Origin of the sequence: Fimbriimonas ginsengisoli Gsoil 348, from assembly GCF_000724625.1 — a bacterium.
GTDB classification, from domain to species: Bacteria; Armatimonadota; Fimbriimonadia; order Fimbriimonadales; family Fimbriimonadaceae; genus Fimbriimonas; species Fimbriimonas ginsengisoli.
In genome coordinates this window covers 2,880,841-2,904,320 of record NZ_CP007139.1, presented here as the reverse complement: position 1 = coordinate 2,904,320, position 23,480 = coordinate 2,880,841, and the positions used below count along the sequence as shown (strand labels likewise).

The following is a 23,480-nucleotide window of genomic DNA, read 5'->3' as shown; positions in this document are numbered from 1 at the left end:
GGATGTTGTCCGTCCATTGTCTATAATGATCGGGTGACCGATTCTGACCGCTCCTTCTGTACCCTCCGCGGTGCAATCCTTTTCGGCGCAGTTCTCGCCATCTTTTTTGGGGCCCCCGCCCGATCACGTGCGCAAACGGTCACGGACTTCGATTCTTGCAAGGGATCGGCACATAAGATCGCGTCGGCGATCGACACGGCCGTTCGCCGGCGGAGGAGCGACCTCGGCCGGACACGGATCAACCTGGTCATCGGGTTGAGTACGGGCCATTTCAATACCGACGCGGTCAACCGCAACGCCGCGCAAGAGATCGTTTGGACACTCTGCGAGGGGCTTCTGGAGCCCGGCGACACCGTTTCGATCCGTGGGTTCCAGGCGAACGTTTGGTCAGTGAACGGAGCACCTCAGTCGGTCGAGGTCAAACCCGGGAAGGACTCGTCGGTCGGAGATATCTGGACGATGATGCCCGGCACGCCGGACAACCGCCAGAACCTTGGACACGATACGGAACGCGCGGTTATCGACTTATGCCAATTGGCATCCCCGGGCCGGAACAGCATCGTCGTCTTGATCGCTCCGGAGATCAAGAGCCAGGTCGGAGAAGGAGCGGGTTTGGCCGCTCCTTTCGTGGGGGAGAAAGACGCGGCATATGTGGAGGCGATCCGGGCCTTCCCTATCGAGCGGGTCGATCCGGGACAAGCCTCCCTCAAACTACCTTTTCGCTTTACCGAGAAAGGCAGATCCTTCGACCGCACGCTGGATGCGCTGCTCCTCGTGAGAGGCGATTTCTCGGGGGAGCCGCTCGCTTCGCCACGTCCGGCAATTCAGGAGGCGTTCGAGCGAGTCAAGCAAGCCGATTACCCTGTTCAGACTCCTACGAAACCGGGTGACCCAAACCCAGGGCCGGGGCCAGGACCCCAGATGCGGACGCCGCCTGAGCCAGACAACAAAGCGGCGATCATCGCGACCGTAATCGCGTCTCTTGCGGTCGTCGCCGCAATTGCTTGGACATTGCTGAGGACGAGGCCCATCAAGAAGCCTCGGTACCTTAAGGTGAAGGATATCACCTTCGATCTCGTGAACAAGCAAGAAGCAGATGCGGTTTGTACGATCGTCGGACAAGGATATCCGGGTGATTCTCCCAATCTGGTGCAGATCGTCGGCATTCCTCCGCTGAAGGTGGCGACGTTCCTGTACGAAGGAAATGAAATTCGAATCACCGCAGAACAGTCCCGGATTATCCGTAAGTCGCTCGAGACCGTTGCCGGCGATATCTCTCTCGAAGTTGGATTCGTCGGGGAGATCGTGTTCGAGGTCGAACACCGACCCCAGCCGTTGCTGCCTCCCACCAACGTGGAAGTACCGATAAAGGTCGAGATCCTGAGTAGCTAGCTAATGGACGTTTACAAGAACTTCTTATCGTCGGTTCCCAAATCGGCCATCGTCATCGTCTTTGCGGTTCTGGGCCTGATTATTTGGAGGCTTAGCGCAGGGCTTATCGCGAACGCGATGGTGGACGGAGGAAGTTACGAGGGCCCGGCTGCGCGAAAGGCCTCGGTCACGGGCCTTTTTGTGACCCTCGCGCTCACGATCCTCTTCGCTCTGCTTCTTTGCCTCCCCGATCTCGGGTTCTTCGCCGCCTCGGTCTCCGCTTCCGCGATCTTACCGGGCGCGTTCATGTTGATTAAGTCCTCGCGAGGTTAGGTCCATGCCATCCCCAACTCCAATCACCGTTAACAAAACCATCGTCGTCGGCCTGGGCAGCACTGGAACGCAGATTTGCAACGAGATCGCGGATCGCCTCCGATGGGAATACGGCTCCCTGGACCAAGTGCCATGGGTGAAATTCCTGTGCATCGAGACCGACGTCAACGAACCGATGACGATCGATCAGGCCGGTGCTCAGATTCATCTGGCGATCGAGTCCTCGGATTGGGATTCGCTCGCGAAGACGCCCGAGCGGCACGACGAGACGATCCGCCTGAGCGAGTGGTCGCACAAGGGCACGCTTCAAAAGCTCCCCAACTCGCAAATCTCCGCCGGCGCCGGCAACATCCGAATGGTCGGCCGGGTCGCTCTGATGTACTCGCGCAACTTCGAGCGGGTAAAGGCAAAGCTCTCGGACCTTGTGAACCAAATCCGGCCCCTTTCCGCGACGCAAGCGGAGAGCGTTTTGGGGCAACTTCGAGACGGAACCGCGCCGTCCATCACCTTCCAAAACGCTAGCCGGTCCGGCCGTCAGGACAACATTAACTTCTTCGTCGTCGGCTCGCTCTGCGGCGGAACCTCCGGCGGTATCTCGCCCGATTTCGGGCTGCTCATCAAGAAGCTTTCGGGGCACAGCGGCGACGATATGATCGCAATGTTCTCCCTTCCCAGGCCTAGCCTGGGGAGCCAAAGGCTCAAGAAGAACGCTTACACCAGCCTCGTCGAGCTGAATCACTACTCGCTCATGGACCCGAACGATCCGCCGATCTACTACGCGGATAAGTCGGTTCAACGGAGCGGGGACCGCCCCTATAGCCAAATCTACTTGTTGATGCCCCGGCAGGAGCGCAACAACCTCGAAGCGCTGAACTCCTCCATCGCGGACGTCGTCTTCCTGAACATCGTCGCCCCGCAAACCGGGACAGCGGGCACCCGGGCGGACATCGCGCCGTTGGCGAGTGGGAACTCGGCCTACGAGTTTTCAACGGTGGGACTCGCGTACTTGGAGTTCCCGGCCATCCGCATCGTCGAGGCTTGTTCCAAACGGCTGGCCGCCAAGGCGCTGAAAGCTTGGTGCATGACCGACGAGACGCAGGTAGCCAAACTTCAGGCCGATCTTGGGATCACTTGGGAGTCGATCTACGCACGGATCGCGGGATCGCAATCCGGTGGCTTGTGGAATCTCGTCGAGACGCGGATCCGCCAGATCGCCGAGATGGCCCGCACGAATCCGACGCAGGCGCGGCAGGACATTCGGAACCTTCGGGAGTCGTTCGTCGTGTTACCCACTGCTGCCGACTGGCCCGGCGCGGGCAGCGTGCCGGCGCTGTTGGGGAAGGCCGCCCAGTCGTTCGGCGCGGGATTCGGCGACGGGATCAAGGAGTGGGTCAAGCGCAACCTCATGAGCATGGACGCCGGCCCCGTCGCATGCCACCGCGCCCTGCTGGAAAGCCAGAAGGCGCTCTACGCGATGGCCGGCGCCTCGCTGGGGCAGCTTAAGGCGAGCACCGCCGAAAAGGTGCTTGACGAACTGACGAAGGCCGAGCCCACGACGCTCTCGAGGTTCCTGGGCGTGAAGAGCTCCAACAAGGAGTCGTTGATCGCGCAGCTCACGCAGGCGCTGGTCGAGGAGTTCAAGAGCCGCCTCGACATGGAGGTGATGCGCCACTTCGTGGATAGCCAGCGGCCGGACGGCACGAAGGCGGATGGGCTCGCGAAGCTACTCGCGTCCAAATTGGACGGCCCGGTCCGTAAGCTGGAGGCGGCGTCCACGCGATTACAAGCTCTTGCCGAGGAACTCGACTCCAAACAGCGCCAGATCTCGCGCCAGCCGGTCTCCACTCAAGGGATCGTCCTGTTCGACCCGGAGGCGGACGCAGGCGGAAACGGTACCGTCTTCGAGGAGTACACCAAGGTCCTGGACGATCGCGTAAACCAACGGGGTTGGACCATCGGTGAGGCCGAGTGCTTTAGGGACATCGTCGCCGCCCTGGACAACGGAGAGCTGCGCACCCAGCTCGTGGCGGACGTGAACCTGGAAGGGGCGAGCGTCCAAGAGGATTGGCTACGCCGGAACCGGCAAACGAACGACGAGGCGCAAGTCCCCGAGGTTTACGAGCAGGCGCTCACCAGCGTCTCCCGGGCCATCTTCGAGCCGATCCTTCAGGAAAACGTGCTCGACCGCTGGTATCGGCAGCACCACTCGAACGACTCGCGACGCACGAGCATCGCGCAGCTCGTCTCGCTGTGCTCCTCGTACTTGGACGTGAGCATGGACTATGCCAACGCCGGGGCGCGCGAAGCCCTGGTCGAAAAGCTCTCCGTGCTCCTGCCGCAGAGCCCCCGGCGCCAGGATTTTGCCGGCACGCTGCAATCCCTAGGCGCGGGAGAGTGGAAGGAACAGGATTCGCCGGAGAAGTACCGCGTGATCCTCATCCGCCACTCGCTCGGATTCCCCCTGAGCGCATGCACGGAGATCAGCGGTCCCGGCAGCCTGGCCGAAGCCCAGAGCAACGACTTCCCCACGTTCCACACCCGCAAGGACATCGCGTGGCGGCTTCCGCCGGTTCCGCCGAGCCCGTCGGACCTCCGGCTGGCGCCGACACTCGCGATGGCGGTGATGCTGAACTTCGCGAAGATCCGAAACAGCTTCCTCGAGGTCGAGACGCCCGCCGAAGGGTTCCGCGAGCCGATCACATTCCAACTCCCCACGAGCATCGAGCTGGCAAGCCGCAAATACGGGCGCGACCAGCGCGACGTGACGGGCAAGCAGATGCCCGTCGATATGGAGACGAGGCTGCGGGAGAAGATCGAAAGCAAGCGGGCGGAGTCGAACGACGTCGAGTTCGTTCAGGGTCTCGTCGACGCTTACGGCACGAAGAAGCTCGGCCGCGCGCTCACCGACAACGACCAGATCGGCAAGTACCTTACCGATTACCTGCGATCCGATGAGCGGCTAAAGCGCGCCCTCGTGAAGGTCGTCCAGATCACTCCCGAACGAAAGCACATGCTTTTCCGGGCGAAAGGACGGCTGCGCGACGAGGGTGACGTCTTCGAGCAGGACGGCTACTACTGTCCGAAGTGTGAGGAGCTGATCGGCGCTACCGAGGATGAGGCCGCGGAGCAGCTTTGGCAGTGCCGCCAATTCAGCGAGCACTACTACGGACCGACCATCTGACGGATCCCGCTTTACGTTAATGAGATCGATCCTGTCCAGGATGTCCTCGACTGTCGCCGCGGTGTTCCTCACCGCGACGCTTGCTGTGGGCCAAAGCGATACCGGACCCCGGCACTTCATCGTCCTCGTGGATGCATCCCGCTCGATGCACCACGGGACTGCCGAAGATGCTGTTCGCCGGCGGAACGCGTCGCGCGACGCGATGGAGGGGGAGGTGTTCGCGCACCTCGCGCGCCATGGATTCCCGGCCGCCAAGGGGCGGCCCACTGTCCCGCCTTACCGGAAGGGGGTCGACTATGTCTCGCTCATTCGCTACGGGGTCGTCACCAATTCCAAGGCGAGTCCGAACCAAAACGAGCTAGCGGCGCAGCTTCGAAGGTCGAAGCTGCCCCACGACTTCATTCATGCCGACGTCCGCCTTTCCCTGAAGTTCGACCCTTTCCGGCTCCGTGCGTCGTTGCCTTACGTTGGCAATAGCGATCTGGCTCCCTATTGGTACGGCCCCCAAAGCTGGGCGCGGACCTATGGGCTGTTGGAAGCCCGGGCGGGTAAGGCGCGCGAGATTCAGCGCACCTACCTCCTGCTGATCAGCGACGACCAGGTCAACGATTCGACCCTCAGCACCGAAGCCGTTACGCTGGACCGACTCGTCCGCGAGACTAACGAAGACCCCGCCGCCAAGCGCCGGAGATTCGCCGACCGATACCGCCTTACCGACGGAACCGGGTCGGATGGGGTGATCTACGAGCAGGCATACCCGACGAAGGGGGATCCGGTGGTCTGGGCTAGCCTGCAAGAGGTGGTGGCGCGCGAGCGCAGCGCCTTGGAGCAAAAAGGGGAGTCCTTGCTCCCGTTCAAGAGCGCCGCCGCCCGCTGGTTCTCGTCCAAGAGCGACCGCCCGGAAGCGGAAGTGGCTTTCCGACTCGCTCCGGAGTTTACGTCTTGGCTCGCCTCGGCCGACTCGTTCGAAGGCTCGGTTGAAGTCGAAGCCGGCGATCGACGGCAGACGCTGCCGCTGGACCTTGATCGCCCTTTCGATCACGTTCGTCTGCAATTCCCGAATCGCCCTCCCTGGGGGTTCTTGGGGGACCTCCGGCTGACGGTCTCCGTCTCGCGAAGCGACCCTCAACTGGGCATGCGGCGGACGACGTACCAATTTACGCCGCAGCAGTTCGACCTCGCTCAACTGCCCGAAGTGCCGGCGACGGAGAACCCGTGGATATGGGGCTTGGGAGTCGTGATCCTCACCCTAGGCACTTGGTGGAGTACCCGACGGATCGTTGAGGCGTGGCAAGTCCAGGTGTTGCTGGATCAGTATCCGAACCAGCCGGTGCTGCTGCCACATTTGGCAAAGCAAGGATTCTCCGCGACCGAACATGTTTGGCTCCCTCCCGAGCCCAATACGGTGGCGCTCACCGTCTTGCTGCCCAACCGCATTGTGCGCCAACTCGTCAACCGAAACGCCCGGCTATCGCTCGAATGCTCGAGCGGCGCGACGATGAAGTGGCGCATCGACGGAGACGAGGAAGTCCCCCTGCTTCGGCGGGTGAAAGGCCGAACGATTTGCGCCGTCTGGGAGCAGACCTCCGAAAACCCCACAACGGCGAACCTCACTTGCCGATCGGGCCCGCTGTCATCGGGACTCCAGGTCGTCTTCACCGCAAACGCGTAACCAACCATGGAACTGTTCGACCCGGCTCTGTACGACTACCTAGTGGCCTTGGACCTAGGCTCCGACTCCATGGCCGCCTGCTGGGGGCGGCCAGACATTCCCGGGCTGCCGGCAATGATTCCTTTGCAGGAGTACGCCGATTCTCTCCATCCGAGCAGCGGTGACGCGGCTTTCGTGTTGCGCGATGAGGAGGGCCAGCCGAGTTGTCGAATGGAGTCGAAAGTTCAGTTTCGCCGGCTCGAATATAAGTTTGAAGATGAAGAAGGCAGGATCGTCTTCGTCAAACCGGATGGCAAGATCGATCTCGATAAGTACCAGGAGACGTGCTTCCTACTTTTCAGAAAGTTCGATGCCGCTCCTAACCATCGGGAGCTTCTTCCAAATCCCAAACTCTTCTTTCAGTACAACGCAAATCTGGCCCTCGATCTGGACGGGCGTCAGCTCGAGGCGGAGAAGACCCTTACCCACCTCGCCGCGCAAATTATCCAAAACCTGGTGCTTCGTTCCTCACCGCTACGAGGGGTTGACCTTAAGAGGGTGATGGTCGTGCTGACCGTGCCGAACGTCTACAGCGTGACCCACGCGCAACGGCTTACCCAAAAGATTCGCGAGCTCGTGGACGTGGGCCGCGTCGAATGGCTTTCCGAGTCCGACGCGATTGCTTTTTTCTGGTCTCGCTACGGGGCGCAGCATCAGTTCGCCGAGAACCTCGATCCGAATTTGGAGCATCGACGGTACATCACCATCGATGTCGGCAAAGGGACCACCGACCTTAGCGTTCTGCACACCCAATCTCCGCCGAGTGGCCGTGCGCCGAAAACCGTGATTTTGGGAAGAGCCGGTACGAGCTCGGGTGGCAGCGAACTCACGTTTTTGTTCGCCCGGTTCTTCGACGAAGAGATCCGGCGGGTCTTCGCCGTGGTCGGGTCGAAGATGCAGTACGCGCGGCCCCCGGTCAGCTTTTTAGGCATGGCCCAGGACGGTCGTACGAGCTCCCGCCAACGGGGTGAAGTATTCAATCGGCTTCTAAACCAGTTGGAGAAATTATGTAACGTAACGAAGGCGGCTTGCTCCGATTCGCTGCACATCGAGGTTCCGGAGAGCAAGGAGACCGAGCGGCTCGTCCAGTCGATCGCCGACGGCCTAACGAGATACGTCTACGAGGATCTCCCGGACGAAGAGCGAGGAGACCTCGAACCGCTCCGCAGGTTACGGAATGCGATTGCCGAAGCCCTATTCTTCGGAGACGTCCGGCTAGCGAGCGACCTGACGCTTGCCCCCGCGCCCGAGGCGGAACGCAAGGGATGGAATTTATGGAGCCGACGAAAGGCAAAGCCGCTTCCCCCAATGGATGCCCCAGTGGTACGCGAAAGCAAGCTGTCGCTGAAGGCTTGGCAGCCTCCCGAGTCCGTCGAGGACCAAGACACCTTAAGAGTGCTTCCGGAGGAAGGCTCCCCTCGTACGAGGCCGTTTAGCGAAGGCGAGCTCCGAGTCGTGATGCTTTCGCGGCGCGACCGTTTAGGGCAACTGGGAAAGGACATCAGCGACTACGTCGAGCGAAATGCCGACCGTCTGATCCACGACCTTGCACGCATGGTCAGCACCAATCAATCGAACGACACGAACTTTCCCGTGTCCGATGCTCAGCAGTTGGGAGGGACGCCGCAGGCCTCGGTTGACGCTCTGGTGGTTCCTCGCGCGACCACGGTGATCGTGGCGGGGCAAGCCTCGCAGTTTCGGCCGCTGTACAGCCGGCTGCGTTCGCTCTTCGCCGTCCACGAGGCTCGTGGCGACGTAGCGTGGCGATTTCTGCAGGACCTTGCCCACATCGAGGAGATCGGCTCGGAAGCGCTGAAGACCGCGTGCTGCCGGGGCGCGTACGGATACTTTACGGCGGGCCACCGGATCGTCAACCGCGAGGCGCTGTTCGGCAGTTACTTCCTTGCTCCCGCGAATGCAGACACGCCGCTGCCGGATGGCCGCCGGCGTTACTCGCTCAACTTGCGTTTGCTGAATGTGAGCGGAGACTCGCATCCCGGAATCGGCGTCGTTTCGACCGCGTACGATTTCTGCTTCTCGACCCGAGTCGTGAAGGATACACAACCTTTGCGGGAGGAGGAGATCAGCCGCATTAAGTGGATCCCGATTCAGGAAGCGCCCCTTGGCCCCGCGGGGACAAGCGTTCAACTTCCCATCAAGTACTTCCGCGATCCCGCCGACGGTTGTCGAAAATTCGTGATAGGAACGGCCGTCGTAGACACGGTCGCCTTTGGAAACCTCCCAGGCGCGATCTGGGACAAGGTATGGCCCGAGCGGCTCCGCCGAGGGTAAAGAACATGAGAGTTGCCGTCATCCTCTTCCTATTCGCTTTGACCGCGGCGGCGTTCGCCGAAAAGGTCTACGCCGTGGTCACCGGGAAGGACCGGTCGTTTGCCGTCTTCGAGGATACGGAGACCAAGGCGCACTTGGTGCTCTTGCCGGATGGCAGGACGCTTAGTTCGGGCGCGGATGCGGCTTTCCTTTCCTCGCTGATGGCTGATGCGAACGTGAGCGGGGGGGCCAGTTGTTCCAAGCGGCCAGTGCGAAGAATAGTTTGGGCTCTTGGCGACGCACCGAAGTATCGGGCCAGCTCGACTTAGGTACATCGCCCGGCTTTAGTGGAGCAAGAACCCCGCTTCTCAACGGAAATGGTTCGCTCGATATCGCAGGCGTTCAGAAGGAGGTGGGGGAAGCCGCGATTAGCCCGACGGACCTCGCTGCGGTGATACGAAGCCTGTGGCAGATTCCACCTCCGACGAACGACAGGTCGCTTGAAATTACTCTGCCCAAGGGTGACGCGAGCCCGAATGTGGTGTTCGTCAACGGACTCCAAGGAGGTGCTCCCAAAACGGCGGTGGAGATTCGGGGATTGCCGAGACCCGCGAACATGGTGGAGGGTAAACCGGGGCCACCGCCCGCAAAGAAGGAAGGCATCCCATGGCTTGCGATGGTGCAAGGAGCGGTGCTTGGCCTCTTGCTGGGCGCGGGGCTGACGGCCGCAGCGTGGTACTGGAGGAGTCGGCAAAAACAGGAAGGCGGGATCGCTTCGACCCAGACGGTACATGCGGCTGGTCAAGGTTTCGATCCGAGCAAGGTCGCCGATGATGCGGCAGGAGCGACCACGACCCAAGATCAGGCAAGAGAGGTGGCCGAATGCGTCTTCAAGACCGGGCAGGACTACCTGAAGATCAAGAACCTTGGCAATAACGGCAAGCTCAACGAGATTCAAACCAGGCTTATGGGCGAACCTGGGTTCATCGATACTCTTGCCTCTGCCCTGGGGAGGAAGCAGCTAGGTCTCGTGGGCGGGAGTGGCGGATCGGCCGCCAATGGCGCGAGTGTCTCTCCTTCCAATCTCCAGTCCGCGATGGTGACAACGCCGGCGCCGCCGGCGACCGTAACCATCGCCAACCTATCCGAACTCACCACGATCTCCAAGGCCGTAGGCGTGGTGGATGGGCAGGCTCCCGAAAAGTCGATTCCCCAACGGTTAACCGACTTACCCAAACTCGTCGCCGACGAAATGGTCGCGAGAGAGCAGTTGAAAGACCTTCCGAAACGGGTCGTCGATGAGTTAATCGACCGGCAAGGCAAACATCGGGAGGAAGTCGAAAGACTGAAAACCGAGATGCAGAACACGGAAGAACGGGCAACCCGCTTGCGAAACCAACTTGAGTCCAACAATGGACTCCTAAAGGAGGCCCTCGAAAACAGGCGAGCAATGGTAGATCAGCTCACCTTTTCGAGCAGCTTCGCCGACGAAGTGCTCTTTAACGAGCACACGCGCTTGGCCAAGCGCTTCATGGATAAGGTCGTGCAGGCCGAAGGCGGACACAGGGAGCTGGTTCAGAGACTTAAGACGGCGCTAGCGTTGCCCGCCGAGTCGGAATCCGATCTCGTGGCGGCGGTCCAAGACGTCTATAGCCAACTTAGCGAGCTCCTCTCGGCGCTCGATGTGAGTCAGCCCGCGACTCTGCAAGCGTTCGATGCCGCGTTGGTGAGGATTGGGAACTGGAAAGACAGCGAAGCGCAGCTCAAGGCCCTCAAGCGCGCAGTGCGCGAGCTCCCGGGCGAGCCTGCGGACCTCGTGGGAATCGGGGACGCGGCGGTCGCCGACGCGATTCGTTCTCTGCGGGAAAGCCTCGAATCGCTCGAAGCGGTGAAGCGCGAGTTGGCGTCTGTCGGGGCGAGCCTCGGCGTCTCGCCCGACGAATCCCTTCAACCCGGCGTCCTCAAATCGCGGGTGGAGAGCATCGGCGAACTTCGCGACCGGCTCGCTCAGGTGAAGCGCCAAATGGGCAGGCTGAACGATCTCTATTTGGCGATGGACGCGCAACGCGACCAGAGAGGTCTCAGCCAAACGGTCCCGGTCTCGATCCTACTGCTGCAACTGTATTCCCTCCTCATGCTGGCCCAACCGGACTCGACGGGCGGCAGCCCCGCGGCCCGCGCGGCCCTCGGTAATCTGTCCACCATCCTAGGACTGGCCGACCACCTCGCCCGCTCGCCGGAAAGGGCGACTTTCGACCAAGCCTGGGCCGAGGGAGAAGGCCTAAGCTGGGGAGACGCCCAAGACGCCCCGCAGTGGCTACGCAAATACGTCGCCGACGTCCAAAGCGTCTACCACGGCCGGTTTCCGTTCAATGCCAAAGCCAACTCAGATGGCTTGGTCGTTCGACTATAACCACGAGTACCTCGCAATTTTCAGGAAATAGCGGGTGGTATCGGGAATTTAGATGGTGGCGAGTTGGCTGCTTCATAATGAACCTGTGGCTGCGCCGATCATCGGTACGATGAGTGTTTCAAGCCTGAACGGGGCTGTTGAATCTCGTAACGCGAGCGTCGCTCTCGGATATGTCCTTCTCTAGAAGATCCGTATGTTCCCCTGGCAGATGGTAGGACACCCAGAAGCATTCAAAGGACGGAGTGAGAGAAAAGCCCGCAGACATCAAATTCAAATCCAAGCTTTCCTGGCATTAATATGCCGTCCGACCACGAAGGCAGTAACCATTGAGAACTCCAATGCAACAATATTAGGCTTCGATTGTCTGCCTGAAGTTTAGGCAGACACGTCGTCATTAGGGCATATTTGGCACGGATCTAGAGACTCTGTTAGCTTCAAAAAGGTTCTAACTCGACGCGCATTTTCTCCGTCCTAAGGAGGGCGTCGGGGGTTCGAGTCCCTCCGAGGCCGCCAAGGTAATTCGATCAGTCTCTACTGAAATCCTACTTGACTTCATAGCTCCATCCTCTGGGTTACAAGGGCGTTTTTTTGAGTCAGGTGCAATTTGCGTTATGGCCGCTGCCGTCGAGTAAAGGCACTTGTTTCGACGATGAGTCTGATCCGTTCGAGATTCCGTCGAGGTTGAAAGGGACCAAGAGCAACCGGCAACGATTGGCTACTGGCTCGGGTGAGGAAAACCGGCAGAATAATGGGCAGCGGCGGCTGCACTGAATGGCGGGATCGCGGAGACAAGCATCCTTCGAACGTCACCGGCGTTGAAGCCGGCGGAGGAGCATTTTCCCAACGAACGTGAAACTTTCGCGAACCTGTTGGACTGAAAGGACGGTCTTTGAGTGGACACTGGGGACAAGCGGGAATGCCGCGATCCGCAGGCAGTCCTGCAAACCGATGAAGCATGGGTCGAACTGAAGCTTGCCCCCCGAAAATTGTTTTTGCCGGAGGCTTCGAGGGCGTTGGCGACTATCCGGTTCACAAGCATGAGAAAGCCTGGGAGCTGATCTATGTACACCGGGGCGTAGTCATCGAGCGAACAGGGAAAAGCTCGCTTGAAATGACCCCGGGAATGTTCATCCTACATCCCCCCGGCGTGCCTCACGGCGATTTAGCGAACGACAAATACTCTCTGTATCACGTCCTTCTGACCTCCGATCAGCCCCTTGGTTGGCCCGAGTTCGGCCACGACCTCGAGGGTTCACCCCTTCACGACCTTTTGCGGATGATCGTGAACGAGTGGTACAGCAATAGAATCCAACGTGAGGCCTACCTCCGTCATTGCGCGGCTCTGCTCGACCTCCTAATGAAACGCTGCGCCGTCGAGCAGGAGGGGACGCAAGTCGCAAGAAACGTCGTTGCCGAGGTATGTGGCCGCTTTCGAAGGGGTTTCTACGCAACGATAAATATGGGGGACGTTGCTTCTGATCTCCAGATTTCGAGATCCACGCTGTACGCCTACTTTCGACAGGTGCTGGGGCGCACTCCGGTAGACGTTTTAGATGCGATTCGGCTCAAGCACGCGGTGTACCTCTTACTGCATTCCGAGTTGTCCGTGGCCGAAGTTGCAAAGGGAGCGGGATTCTGTTCGGCAAGCCATCTGGGCCGGAAATTGCGCACTGCCTACCGGGCCACCGCGAGCCAGATCCGTCAGAGGGGCGCCGAGGCAGAACCGGGCAGTCTCCCCATCGCAAAGACCCGGCGCCGGTAGAAACGCCCTGTTCCTTCGGGGGAGCGGCGAACTAGCACATTTGTCCGCGCAACTTCCTCTGCGAGAGCTTTTTCGGGGGAGCACTTCTATCATGGGAGTGCAAAAGCCACCGCCGTAGCATCCTCGGCCCTCAGGTTCAAGCTTCGCGGGAGCCTGCGGAGGCCACCGTATACTTTGAGGGAGGTCGAGATCAGATTCGATCCGGTTGTCTGCTTTCTGAGCGGAGGCCGAATCGCGCTCGGCTTTCGCACTAATACCGTAGCTCTACGTTGAGCTACCCCTCCGCTCCGCAGCAGGAACCCCATGAAGAAAATCGTTCGGGCATTTACTCTTATCGAACTTCTCGTCGTGATCGCGATCATCGCCATCTTGGCAGCCATCCTCTTCCCTGTCTTCGCTCAAGCTAAGCTTGCCGCCAAGAAGACTCAACAACTCTCGAATGCCAAGCAATTGGGCTTGGCGGTCATCATGTACGCCGGCGACAGCGACGACAACACCTCGCCGAGTTGGAACGACCGCAATGAGAACTGCGGCTGGGCCGGAAACGTGAACTTCGTCAAGTTCAACCTGCCCTACATTAAGAACGTAAACGTCTTCTTCTCTCCCGTCGACGACCGAGCGGGCAAGCCGTCATCGGACGGCGACTGGGCGGGCGTTTTCTTTTCGTTCGCGGCCAATAGCTACCACGGCAACTGGGGAAGCGATGGCTTCGAGCTTCGAGGCACGATGGGAATGATTTCTTGTTCCGGCGAAGGGTGGATCCAGCAGACCGGCGCGGTCTCCAGTACGTCCGTGACCAAGCCCGCCGAGACGATCCTTCTTGGCGAGCGGTATGCCTCAGACGTGCTGAAGATTCCTAACACCGCGAACTGGGACGCTCCTCTGTCCAATTTCGGCCCCGGCGTTTTCTTCAGCGGTCACTTCTACACAAGGGCGAACTCCATTCCGGATGGAACCCGAAGTAAGACCGCTGCGTACCCCGACGGCCCCGCCGGATCGGTTTCGGCAAAGTTCAGTGGCTTGTCGAACTTCGTTTATGCAGACGGACACGCCAAGTCGCTAAAACCCGAGGCGACGAACCCTGATCCCGCCAACCATCCCGATCTGAATCAGTGGGACGCCAAGAGGTAGAAGAAGGACCTAATCTTCCGTGCCGGCTCTGCCGGCACGGAGCCAACAAGCTATGAAGTTTCGCCTGTACGCCGCTATCCCCATCGTGTCTTTGCTCATGGTGGGATGCCAGTCATCGTCAACGCCCCAGGCCGCAGCAGAGGTTAAGAAGGAACTGCTGGGCCGCAAGCCGACCGCCGAAGAAATCAGCAAAGCGATGGGTAACGCCAACGCGAGAATGCAGCAGACTCGCGGTTCCGCCGGAAAGTAGCGTTTCCGCCTGTCAGCATCTGCCTACTTAGGCGCCCCGCCAGGGGCTCCTTGGGCAGATTTCTTTATTTGCTCCGCGTTCGCGGCCCCCTGCCGCAGGTAATCCGTTGCCGCTTTCTTTTGTTCCGGCGTCATGTCGCTGGAGTCGACGCGTTTTGTAGCGCCATCCACCCGGGCTTTAGTGTCCTGGGCGGGCGGCGGCGACGTGTCGCCGCCATCGTGGCTACCGCAGCCAACGCTCACAATGCTCGCCAGCGCGAGTGCCAATGTGGTTTTGATGATCATTTGAACGTATATCCTCGTGCGCAGGGACTGGCGTCCCCGCGCACGAGGTCGATGAATCTAGAAGGTGATTCCTTCGATGCGGATATTGCGGCCGTAGTTGAGCTGGCCCTTCTTCATCCCCTTCACGTGGGAATCGAAAAAGGCGACGTTCGCGACGCCACTGTGTCGGAACCTAGGGAACGCCTCGCAGTCTGGAGGCCAGTTCCAGGGCGCCCCGCCGTCGCAGTCGGCCTTCTGGCCGGTTACGGTGTTGTAGTTCGGCGCTTGGAAGACGATGTCGTTGGTCGTGGACGCCCTATTGTCCCAGACCCCGGTCCAGTCGATGGCGCGGGTATCGAACGCGAAGGTGGCGACGAGACCGGCATTCGCCGAGCCCTTCTCGGTCACCATCGCTTTCGACGCCGGGTCGTCGACGATCGTCGCGGAGCGAGGGGATGTGCAGACCGATGGGTTGGGGCCCATCCAGTTCAGGCACTTCGGAAACATGTCGTCGTGAACGCCGTAGGTGTCCAGTTGGCCCGGAACTTTACTGGTTGGGCATGAAAAAACGGTGCCCGGACCACCCGCGGCTCCCGCATAGGAAAGAAGCTGCTCCTTTCCGTTCTTGATGTAAGGCAAGATGACCTGCGACCACTCGTGCATGCCACCCGCGGAGGTCGCCCAGCCGCTCGAGGCCGAATAGTCCCAGTATGCGGACCACGGCAGCATGTCGTCGGCATCGCCCAAATAGAGGGCGAACCCGGTGCCGATCTGCTTCATGTTGGAAAGGCACTGAGTTTTCTTCGCGGCTTCCTTAGCCTGAGCGAAGACCGGGAAGAGGATGGCGGCGAGGATCGCAATGATGGCGATTACGACGAGAAGTTCAATAAGGGTAAATGCTTTTCGTTGCATGATCACACTCTTCAGTGAGCCGGCGGCGGGGCTGTGGACTCGCGAATATCGAGAACGCAGTCGTACAGGGTCGAGGTCGCGGACTGGGAGGGCTTGCCCTCTTCGGCGGCGCGGATAAGCGAAAGAAGATGGGTGGTAGCCTCGAAGGCCATCCGTTCCACGGGCTGAGCCACGGAGGTTAACCGCGGTCGCGTCGTTTCGCACAGCGGAGAGGAATCGAAGCCCACGACGGAAACATGTCCCGGTACGTCGATGCCGAACTGCTCGCAGGACTTGAGAACAAAGCCGGCCAGCTCGTCGCTGAAGCAGACCAGCGCCGTGTGCGGCGCGTCCGGCTCGGCGTAGCGCGAAAGGATGCGGTGATCCTGGCCAAGGACGATCACGTCGGGTTCTTGCAGGCCGACCCGACGGGCGGCGGACTTGAGCGCCTCCGCACGCGACTGACCTTCGATGCTGTGTTCGCTCACGGGATCGATGACGAAGGCGAGCTTTTCGTGCCCGAGCGACACAAGGTGGGCGACTACCCTGCGCATCGCCCCTTCGTTGTCGGCGCAGAAGGTCGGCACCCCGAGGACGGTACCGGCGGGAGCATGCATCATCACCACCGGCACTCTGGCGTGTTGCAAGGCGGTCGCCGAGGCATCCGAGAGGTCCGGACGGCACCACAATACGCCGTCGAAACGTCCGTCGGAGATGGCGTCGGGATGGCGCTCGTCCATTAGCTTGGGACAGAGCGACAGCGTGTATCCTTCGGGAAACAACGCATCCATCACCCCGTTCATCACGTCGCCCCGGTAAGAGCTATGGGAACGGAAGTGGCCAAAGTTCTGAAAAACGACCGCAACTTGGGCCGTCCGGCCGCTACGAAAAGTGCGCGCGACGTGGTTGGGTTGGTAGCGCAGCTCGCGAGCGATCTCCCGGATTCGCTCCGCCTTTTCCGGAGCCACCGTTACCTTTCGTCCCCCGGTGCCGTTCAGCACCACGCTAACCGCCATGGGCGATACCCCCGCCCTCTCGGCCACATCTCGAATGGTCACTCTCATGTATTTTATATACGGGTATATAAGCCCGTCGATGTCATTATGCACGCGATTTCGAGAATTGGGACAAAAAGATCGCCCTAGGGAGTCATTCCTTCTCCCACGGAGCGGGAATGATGCCTAAAGCTGTCGCCCGGCTATATATGGGTAAATGCGATGCGGCTTCGGAGAGTCGCGTGGGCGCGTTCAGCGCAGACTATACTGCCGGAGATGAAGGTTCAAGAGGCGGCGGCGCTCGCGACGGAAAAGTCGGTAAAGGTGCTCCTCTACACGATCGACCGAACGCCGGACGATAGGCTCACCTGGAAACCGTGCGAAACGGCGAGATCGGCCCTGGAAGTCGCCGCCGAGTGCGCCCTCGTCACGGGCAATTGGGCAGAAATCCTCCAAACCGGCGCCTGCCCCCCACAAGACGTCTACTTCCAAATCTTTTCCCGAATGAGCGCCATCTCAACCCGTGAGCAGGTCGTCCAAGCCCTTCAGGACGAGACTTCACGTCTCATTTCGGTGCTTCGCGACATCTCCGACGAACGCCTACAGGATAATCTCACCGTTTTTTGGGGAGAATCTAGGCCGATCCTCAGCTGGCTCCACTGGGTCGCCATCCACAACACCTACCACCTCGGCCAGATCTGCTACATCCAAAGACTGTACGGCGACACCGTGGACTGACGGATTCGGATCCTCGTTGTGGCAGTCGACATGATCCTAAGTGGGGACGTTCCATCTCCGGGTTCAAGTGGATGTCATCGAACACCAAGATCCCGCCGACGCGGGCATACCATTGGGACCTCATGTGGGGGCATCATATCCTTACTGCAGCGCCAACGACTCAGCGAGTCGACCGTTGTGAATCGCGAGCGACCGATGATCAGGGCTCGTAAGGGTTGGGGCCATTGGCGAAGAACTCAAGGAGCGCTCTCGTCTTCGATGTCCGAACGACTACTCTCAATATTGGAGTCTCCCTCCGATGACTCCACCTGGCGGTTATCTTCTACATCGGCAAGAGCATTTCGACCGCCGCTGAAATCGACTCGTCCCATTCCCCGCCTGCCACCATTGTTGCTGCCACCACCCTTCTCGAATCGGATCTCGTAGCTGCCACTCTCTTCTGTCGCCACAAGTTTAAGATCGCTGTCCAGAAGCGACTTCCAGATGCGCCAAAACAGACCGTCGCCAACCGGTGACTGCTGGAACATCTTCGTGTTGTCGGCGATTTGTTCGAGAGAACGCTCGACAGATTTTCCTGTGTTGTCGAAACGCGTGGCCTCAAAAGACGCGAATGAGAAGGTGAGCGAGTCCGTAAACGATTGTCCATTCTGAGACCCGTAGCTCAAGTCAACGGTAATGTCGCGGTGCCAACCGTCCCGGCGGTCATAGAATAGGTTGGCCGGGCCGAGCATCATGCGCATCTCCTGCCCAGGTGCTAGTGAAGGAATTATGTTGGGCCATGCGCACGAATCTCTCGAGAAGGAGCCGAGGCCGAGTTGGAGCGGTGAACCCTTCGTAGATACGGTGAGCGCTGGTGTCTTACCGAGGTTCCGCATTACCAAATCAAACCAGTGCTCTCTCCGGTCCAATTCGAGCGAGACCACAACGTACGGTCGTGCTTGTCCTTCCTCAGCCCGCCTCATCTGCTTCACGGTTTCCTCTGTCGCCTTTGCAGCTCTCATCGCAGCAACAGCTGCGTAAACGGTCGCAGCCGTGCCCAGCACTGCAACAAGGAGACCAACATTCGCGGGCCAAGAGGGTGGATCGTGGGCGGCAGGGACGTTAACGACAGGCAGAGCTTGCTTCGGAACATTAACGGTTACGCCGACCGGCTTGTCCGCCTTCGGCTGGTCTTGAGCACAAACATGGCCAACGAAACATAAACTCAGCGTGGTGATCAGGACACCCTTGATGCTGAGACTCCCAAGTCGTTGCACAAGTGCCGTCATCGGATGACCTCCATCTCATACTAATCATGCCTCATCGGGCCTCGTACATTGGTGATTCTCGTCCTTGGCTTGCTTGATGACCATCTGAAGTACTCTGCCTCGACCAGCTGTGCCCGGCCCGCTGGGTACATGATGTCCGGGGCAAGGTAGTCGTTACCTGCGGGGTCGACCCTTGCCGACTACTTTGGCGGTGTTCCGGGCAGCGTAATAGCCCTTACAGGCAACCTTGTTGACCATGATCGGGAAGTTGCAGCTAAAACAATCGAGCATGGAACTGGTTTCCGGCAGCACTAGAAGACTTCTCGACAGGTTTTACAGTTTTAGGATCAGTGGCTGCCCCGAGTAATTCACCGTCTTCCCGCCCGTCGACTCTCGCGGACCGATCGCGTTCGCCTCGGAGGCCATCACAACTCGCAGTTTGATCGTTCTCTTCATACCAAAGAAGGTGCCCTTACGGGCGCCGAGGGTTAGGGTGTGGCTGGCTTCTCGCCAGGTAATCGGGATCTCGGAATGGGCTCCCGATTCGTAGCCGTAGCCGTCGCCGGCGTCGTCGTAGAGGGTGAAGGCGCCGTTGGCGCCGGGATAGACTCGGAGCTCGAGGGGCGATTCGCTGGCCATGCCGGTGCTTTGAATCACCGGACCGAGGGGCAAGATGGAGCCGGCTTTGACAAAGAGGGGAATCATGTCAACCGGGGAAGCCACTTGAACGTCTTGGCCGCCGTGCGACCGTTTGCCAGTCCAGAAATTAATCCAGCCGCCCGGGCAAGCGGGTAGGTAAACGCGCCATGTGGACGCGCCGGGCTCCGTGACCGGGGAGACGAGGAGAGAGGGACCAAACAGGTAACTGGCTCCCTCGTCCCACGACCGGGGATCTTGGGGAAACGCCAAGCCCAACGGCCGCATGATGCTCTCATCGTTCTTCCACACTTGCCACGCTACCGAGTAGTTGTACGGAAGCATGCGGTACCGGAGCTCGTCGAATCCAAGCAAGACCCTCTGCGTCTCCGGCAGGTAATTCCAGAATTCCGTGTGCGACTGGTAGCCGTGAATCCTCAAAATCGGGCAGAAGGCGCTCCACGCGAACCACCGCGACAAAAGCTCGTTGAAGTCGGGAGAAGCGTACTGGTCTCGGGGCCGGAAGAACCCGCCGGTATCGGTCGTCCAGTAAGGAATACCCGTCAGGCTAAAGTTCAAACCGGCCGGGACTTGCCGCCGAAACGCATCCCACGTAGAGTTGATATCTCCCGACCACGATGCGGAGGCATAGCGTTGGATTCCGGGAAACGCCGATCGAGTGAGAATGCAAACGCGCTTGTCCTTCGATGCCGACCGTTGACCTTCGTAAAGGCCGCGACTCGCCATAAGAGGATACGCGCTGGTAATAACGTCGCCCGGCCCCGCGCTGGTGGTCGTTCCCAGCCAATCGGTTCCGGGATCTCCCGGCTCGGTAGCATCGCCCCACCAAGCATCCGCTCCTTTCGAGAAGAAAGCCTGATCGATGTACTTCCATCGGGTCGATCTACCGGAATTCGAGAAGACGTCGAGCCATCCGTTCACCCAGTCGTGGTTTGCCTTCAGCTCGGCCTGGGCTCGGCCGGATGGATTGCACCAGACCGAGATCATGAATCGGGTGCCCAACTTATGGAGTTGGTCGATCATCTCCTTCGGGTCCGGGTAGTGAGCCTCGTCCCACTCGTAGCTGCCCCAACCGTGGGGGCCCCAATACTGCCAGTCCTGGACGATCAGGTCCATCGGGATCTGCCGCCGCCGGAACTCGGCCGCCGTATCGACGAGCTCCTTCTGGCTCGCATATCGTTCGCGACACTGCCAAAAACCGTAGGCCCACTTGGGAAACATCGGCGCTTTTCCGGTCACTTCCCGATAAGCCGCAATGGCGTCTTCCGGTTTTGCTCCGTGGAAGACGGTGTAGTCGACCGCGTGGCCGTAATCCGAGCGGAAGGTTGTGGAATCGTCGATCGCGCGGGCGAAGAGCTTTATCCCCTTCCCTCCCCCGCGCACCGAGAGAGTGACCGGCTTGCCGCCGCTGAGAACGGACTTAGCTTCGATGCCGCTGGTCGTCCAAAAGTTGACTAACGAATTCAGCGGCTTTCCGTCGAGCTCCAGGGTCAGCTCGCCTCGACGATCCCCTCCCCTTACGGCGAAGGCATACGCTCCCGTCTTGGGCGGAGTAAAAGTTCCGACCAGGCGGCCGGCCGCCGAAGGGGGATTGCCTTGTCGCCGGATCTGTTCGGTCGCGGTTGGCCCCTTCTGCTCCTGGCGCTCGCCTTCCAGCAGAATCGCCGTTTCCGCCGGGTTGAAGTCCGTTCGCGAAGCATTTTCCCAAAGCAGTCCGAAATTCCGGCTGGAGAAGAGGACCGGGACCGAAATCTGAGAATTCATCTGGCGCAGCTCCAGGGGCAAGCCCCGCCAGTTCCACAGTCCGTTTTGAAATTGGCCGAGACCGAACAGTCGCTCGTGGGGCGGCGATTCGAAGGTCTGGCCCACCTTGTAGAGGGGAACGCCGCCAACGGTCGCCGGCTGGAGGAGGCGCGTTCCGGCTCGCTCCGTCAAGAACGGACGGTTGCCACTCGTGCGGAACTCCAGGGCCCCCGATTTACGATTGAGGACGACCCGCATCAGCTTCGTCGCCACTTGGATCTCGTTCGCGCTCTTTCGGACGGTGAAGATCGGAGGTTTGCCCACAGGCAGGCGCACAAGACTTGGCGGGATCGCCTCGCCGTTCGGCACGACCTGGATGTGGATGGCGCTCGGGGTCAGCGGTTCGATGACTAGCCGCTGCGAACCAAGCTGAACCGCGACGCTTCCCTCTTGGCGTTCGATTTGGAAAACGGCCTGCAACATCGCCAGTCCGAGAATCAACACTTAGCACCACGCCCAGGTACGGCTCCTGAATTTGACATCACCCTCCTTGACTCAGGTGTTAACGATAACATATCCTCTACGTCGTGTTATCGCTATTCCCCTTTCTTTTGTTGGGACTGTCGTTGAACCCCGCCTCCTCGCAGGACCTTCCCGTCGCGAAGGGAGCGTTCGCTCCGACGATGAACTCGCTCACCCGCTACCGGTATCCCACCTGGTTCCGGGACGCGAAGTTCGGCATTTGGGCGCACTGGGGTCCTCAGTCGGTGCCGATGGACGGGGACTGGTACGCCCGGGGGATGTACGAACAGGGGAGCGGACACAACCAATACCACCTGGCCCACTACGGGCACCCATCGGAGTTCGGCTACAAAGACGTCATTCCGCTCTGGAAGGCAGAGAAGTGGGACCCGGCACGGCTCATGAAGCTTTACAAGGCGGCCGGAGCCAAGTACTTCGTCAGCATGGGCTCGCACCATGACAATTTCTTCTTGTGGAACAGCAAGCTCCATCGCTGGAACGCCACTCAAATGGGACCGCATCGCGACGTCGTGGGAACTTGGCAGAGAGAGGCTAAGAAGAACGGTTTGCGATTCGGAGTCTCCGAACACCTCGGCGCCAGCTTTACCTGGTTCCAGGCGAGCCACGGTTCCGACAAGACCGGCCCCAAGGCGGGCGTCCCCTACGACGGGGCGGACCCGCAGTATGCCGACCTGTACCACGAAAAGGCGGAGCCCGGCGATACCGGGTGGTACAGCACGAACCCGAAGTGGCAGAAGGAGTGGTATTCGGAGATCAAGGAGCTGGTGGACAACTACCACCCCGATCTGCTCTACAGCGACGGCGCGATCCCGTTCGGCAACGAAGTCGGCCTAAGCATGGTCGCCCACTTTTACAATCAGAGTGCCGCCAGCCACGGCGGCCAGGTTGAAGCCGTCTACAACTGCAAGCAGGATTCCGGCGGCAGATGGGTGCAAGACCTCGAGCGCGGCGTCATGGGCAAGGTCAACCCTTATCCCTGGCAAACGGACACATCGATCGGCGACTGGTTCTATAACCGCCACTGGCAGTACCGGCCGATAAGCTGGGTTGTGGACACCCTGGTCGACGTGGTCAGCAAGAACGGAAACTTGCTGCTCAACGTGGTCCAGCGGCCAGATGGGACGCTGGATCCGGAAGTCGAGCGTATGCTTGGCCAGTTGGGAGCCTGGACGGCCATCCACAAGGAAGCCATTTACGGCTCCCGCCCCTGGTCGGTCTATGGCGAAGGGGATGTCACGGCTCGTGGCGGAAGCTTCAACGAGAATATGGTTTACAGTTCTCGCGACATCCGGTTTACGACGCAGGGACGCACGCTTTACGCTTTTTCCCTGGACTATCCGCGAGACGGTAAGGTCCTCATCCGCTCGCTGGCGGCTACCGGAGATCCCACCCAGAACGGAATTGGCAGCGTGAAGCTGCTTGGTTACTCGGGGAAGGTTCGCTGGAGCCAAGATCGCAACGGTCTTTTGGTCACCGTTCCGACGACCGGACCCTCACCGATTACTGCATGCCTCAAGATCACCGGCCGGAACCTGAAGCCGGTTCCCCTGCCCAAGGTAGTTCGCAAAGTGTCGGCCGGGGCGAACGGAGTCCTCGATCTCAATGCGACACTGGCAGAGCTGCACGGCGACGGACTCCAGGTGGAATCGAAAGGCGGCAAACCCAACGTCGGCTACTGGTTCACCGCCGACGAATCGGTCTCCTGGGTCGTGAAAGTCCCCGCTCCCGGCGCCTATGCCGTCAAAGCTTCCATTGCGACCGTCAATGACGGCGCTCGCTTCTACGTGAAAACCGGGGGCCAGTCGCTTACCGGGACCGCCCCGAATACCGGAGCCTGGGATCGATTCGTAGATGTGGATTTAGGAACTTTAACTTTCGACCGTGCCGGAGAATTCACGGTGACGATGCACCCGCAAGACGCGGCAACCTGGAAAGCGATCAACTTGCGATCGGTCGTTCTACAACCGGTGGAGAAGTGAC

The 23,480-nt window shown here is 60.1% G+C and carries 17 protein-coding genes; 12 read left to right on the top strand and 5 right to left on the bottom strand.

Going from position 1 to position 23,480, the window contains the following annotated elements:
• The first annotated feature begins 33 nt into the window (after positions 1 to 33).
• The 10 genes from OP10G_RS13140 to OP10G_RS13095 all read left to right on the top strand — a co-directional run bounded on the left by OP10G_RS13140 (position 34) and on the right by OP10G_RS13095 (position 14,423).
• Positions 34 to 1,392, top strand: coding sequence for a hypothetical protein (locus OP10G_RS13140; protein WP_025225421.1), 1,359 nt, complete (start codon positions 34 to 36; stop codon positions 1,390 to 1,392).
• A 3-nt stretch (positions 1,393 to 1,395) separates the two neighbouring features.
• Positions 1,396 to 1,704, top strand: a complete 309-nt coding sequence (locus OP10G_RS13135) for a hypothetical protein (RefSeq protein ID WP_025225422.1) — start codon at positions 1,396 to 1,398, stop codon at positions 1,702 to 1,704.
• A 4-nt stretch (positions 1,705 to 1,708) separates the two neighbouring features.
• Positions 1,709 to 4,885 (top strand): tubulin-like doman-containing protein, encoded by a 3,177-nt coding sequence (locus tag OP10G_RS13130; RefSeq protein WP_025225423.1) that lies wholly within the window; start codon positions 1,709 to 1,711, stop codon positions 4,883 to 4,885.
• Between the two features lie 40 nt (positions 4,886 to 4,925).
• Positions 4,926 to 6,557 carry a hypothetical protein gene (locus OP10G_RS13125; protein WP_025225424.1) on the top strand — a complete coding sequence of 544 codons (1,632 nt, stop codon included), beginning with the start codon at positions 4,926 to 4,928 and terminating at the stop codon, positions 6,555 to 6,557.
• 6 nt (positions 6,558 to 6,563) lie between these two features.
• Positions 6,564 to 8,888: an acetate and sugar kinases/Hsc70/actin family protein gene (locus OP10G_RS13120; RefSeq protein ID WP_025225425.1), complete on the top strand. Its 2,325-nt coding sequence runs from the start codon at positions 6,564 to 6,566 to the stop codon at positions 8,886 to 8,888.
• Between the two features lie 5 nt (positions 8,889 to 8,893).
• Positions 8,894 to 9,196 carry a hypothetical protein gene (locus OP10G_RS13115; protein WP_144241147.1) on the top strand — a complete coding sequence of 101 codons (303 nt, stop codon included), beginning with the start codon at positions 8,894 to 8,896 and terminating at the stop codon, positions 9,194 to 9,196.
• 122 nt (positions 9,197 to 9,318) lie between these two features.
• Positions 9,319 to 11,280 carry a coiled-coil domain-containing protein gene (locus OP10G_RS13110; protein WP_144241146.1) on the top strand — a complete coding sequence of 654 codons (1,962 nt, stop codon included), beginning with the start codon at positions 9,319 to 9,321 and terminating at the stop codon, positions 11,278 to 11,280.
• 955 nt (positions 11,281 to 12,235) lie between these two features.
• Positions 12,236 to 13,042 (top strand): AraC family transcriptional regulator, encoded by an 807-nt coding sequence (locus OP10G_RS13105; RefSeq protein ID WP_025225428.1) that lies wholly within the window; start codon positions 12,236 to 12,238, stop codon positions 13,040 to 13,042.
• Between the two features lie 303 nt (positions 13,043 to 13,345).
• Entirely contained in the window at positions 13,346 to 14,173 is an 828-nt protein-coding gene (locus tag OP10G_RS24640; protein WP_025225429.1) for a prepilin-type N-terminal cleavage/methylation domain-containing protein, read from the top strand.
• Positions 14,174 to 14,225: 52 nt separating this feature from the next.
• Positions 14,226 to 14,423 (top strand): hypothetical protein, encoded by a 198-nt coding sequence (locus OP10G_RS13095; protein ID WP_025225430.1) that lies wholly within the window; start codon positions 14,226 to 14,228, stop codon positions 14,421 to 14,423.
• Between the two features lie 23 nt (positions 14,424 to 14,446).
• Here the strand turns inward: OP10G_RS13095 and OP10G_RS13090 are convergent, their stop codons facing one another.
• The 3 genes from OP10G_RS13090 to OP10G_RS13080 are packed head-to-tail and all read right to left on the bottom strand — an operon-like array spanning position 14,447 to position 16,635.
• Positions 14,447 to 14,707, bottom strand: a complete 261-nt coding sequence (locus OP10G_RS13090; protein ID WP_025225431.1) for a hypothetical protein — start codon at positions 14,705 to 14,707, stop codon at positions 14,447 to 14,449.
• Between the two features lie 57 nt (positions 14,708 to 14,764).
• Positions 14,765 to 15,598 carry a DUF1559 family PulG-like putative transporter gene (locus OP10G_RS27220; RefSeq protein WP_025225432.1) on the bottom strand — a complete coding sequence of 278 codons (834 nt, stop codon included), beginning with the start codon at positions 15,596 to 15,598 and terminating at the stop codon, positions 14,765 to 14,767.
• A gap of 11 nt (positions 15,599 to 15,609) precedes the next feature.
• A complete protein-coding gene (locus tag OP10G_RS13080) occupies positions 15,610 to 16,635 on the bottom strand; it encodes a LacI family DNA-binding transcriptional regulator (RefSeq protein WP_158409226.1) in 1,026 nt (341 codons plus the stop codon).
• A gap of 213 nt (positions 16,636 to 16,848) precedes the next feature.
• Here OP10G_RS13080 and OP10G_RS13075 point away from each other — a divergent pair, with 213 nt between their 5' ends.
• A complete protein-coding gene (locus tag OP10G_RS13075; protein WP_025225434.1) occupies positions 16,849 to 17,310 on the top strand; it encodes a DinB family protein in 462 nt (153 codons plus the stop codon).
• 236 nt (positions 17,311 to 17,546) lie between these two features.
• On the opposite strand, the gene OP10G_RS13070 is transcribed toward OP10G_RS13075, so the two are convergent.
• Together OP10G_RS13070 and OP10G_RS13065 are read right to left on the bottom strand one after the other, a co-directional pair.
• A complete protein-coding gene (locus tag OP10G_RS13070) occupies positions 17,547 to 18,578 on the bottom strand; it encodes a hypothetical protein (RefSeq protein WP_025225435.1) in 1,032 nt (343 codons plus the stop codon).
• Between the two features lie 312 nt (positions 18,579 to 18,890).
• The gene (locus OP10G_RS13065; RefSeq protein ID WP_144241144.1) at positions 18,891 to 21,440 is read right to left on the bottom strand and encodes a glycoside hydrolase family 31 protein; all 2,550 of its coding nucleotides are present in this window, start codon (positions 21,438 to 21,440) and stop codon (positions 18,891 to 18,893) included.
• Between the two features lie 104 nt (positions 21,441 to 21,544).
• Here OP10G_RS13065 and OP10G_RS13060 point away from each other — a divergent pair, with 104 nt between their 5' ends.
• The gene (locus OP10G_RS13060) at positions 21,545 to 23,479 is read left to right on the top strand and encodes an alpha-L-fucosidase (protein WP_025225437.1); all 1,935 of its coding nucleotides are present in this window, start codon (positions 21,545 to 21,547) and stop codon (positions 23,477 to 23,479) included.
• Position 23,480 lies beyond the last annotated feature (1 nt).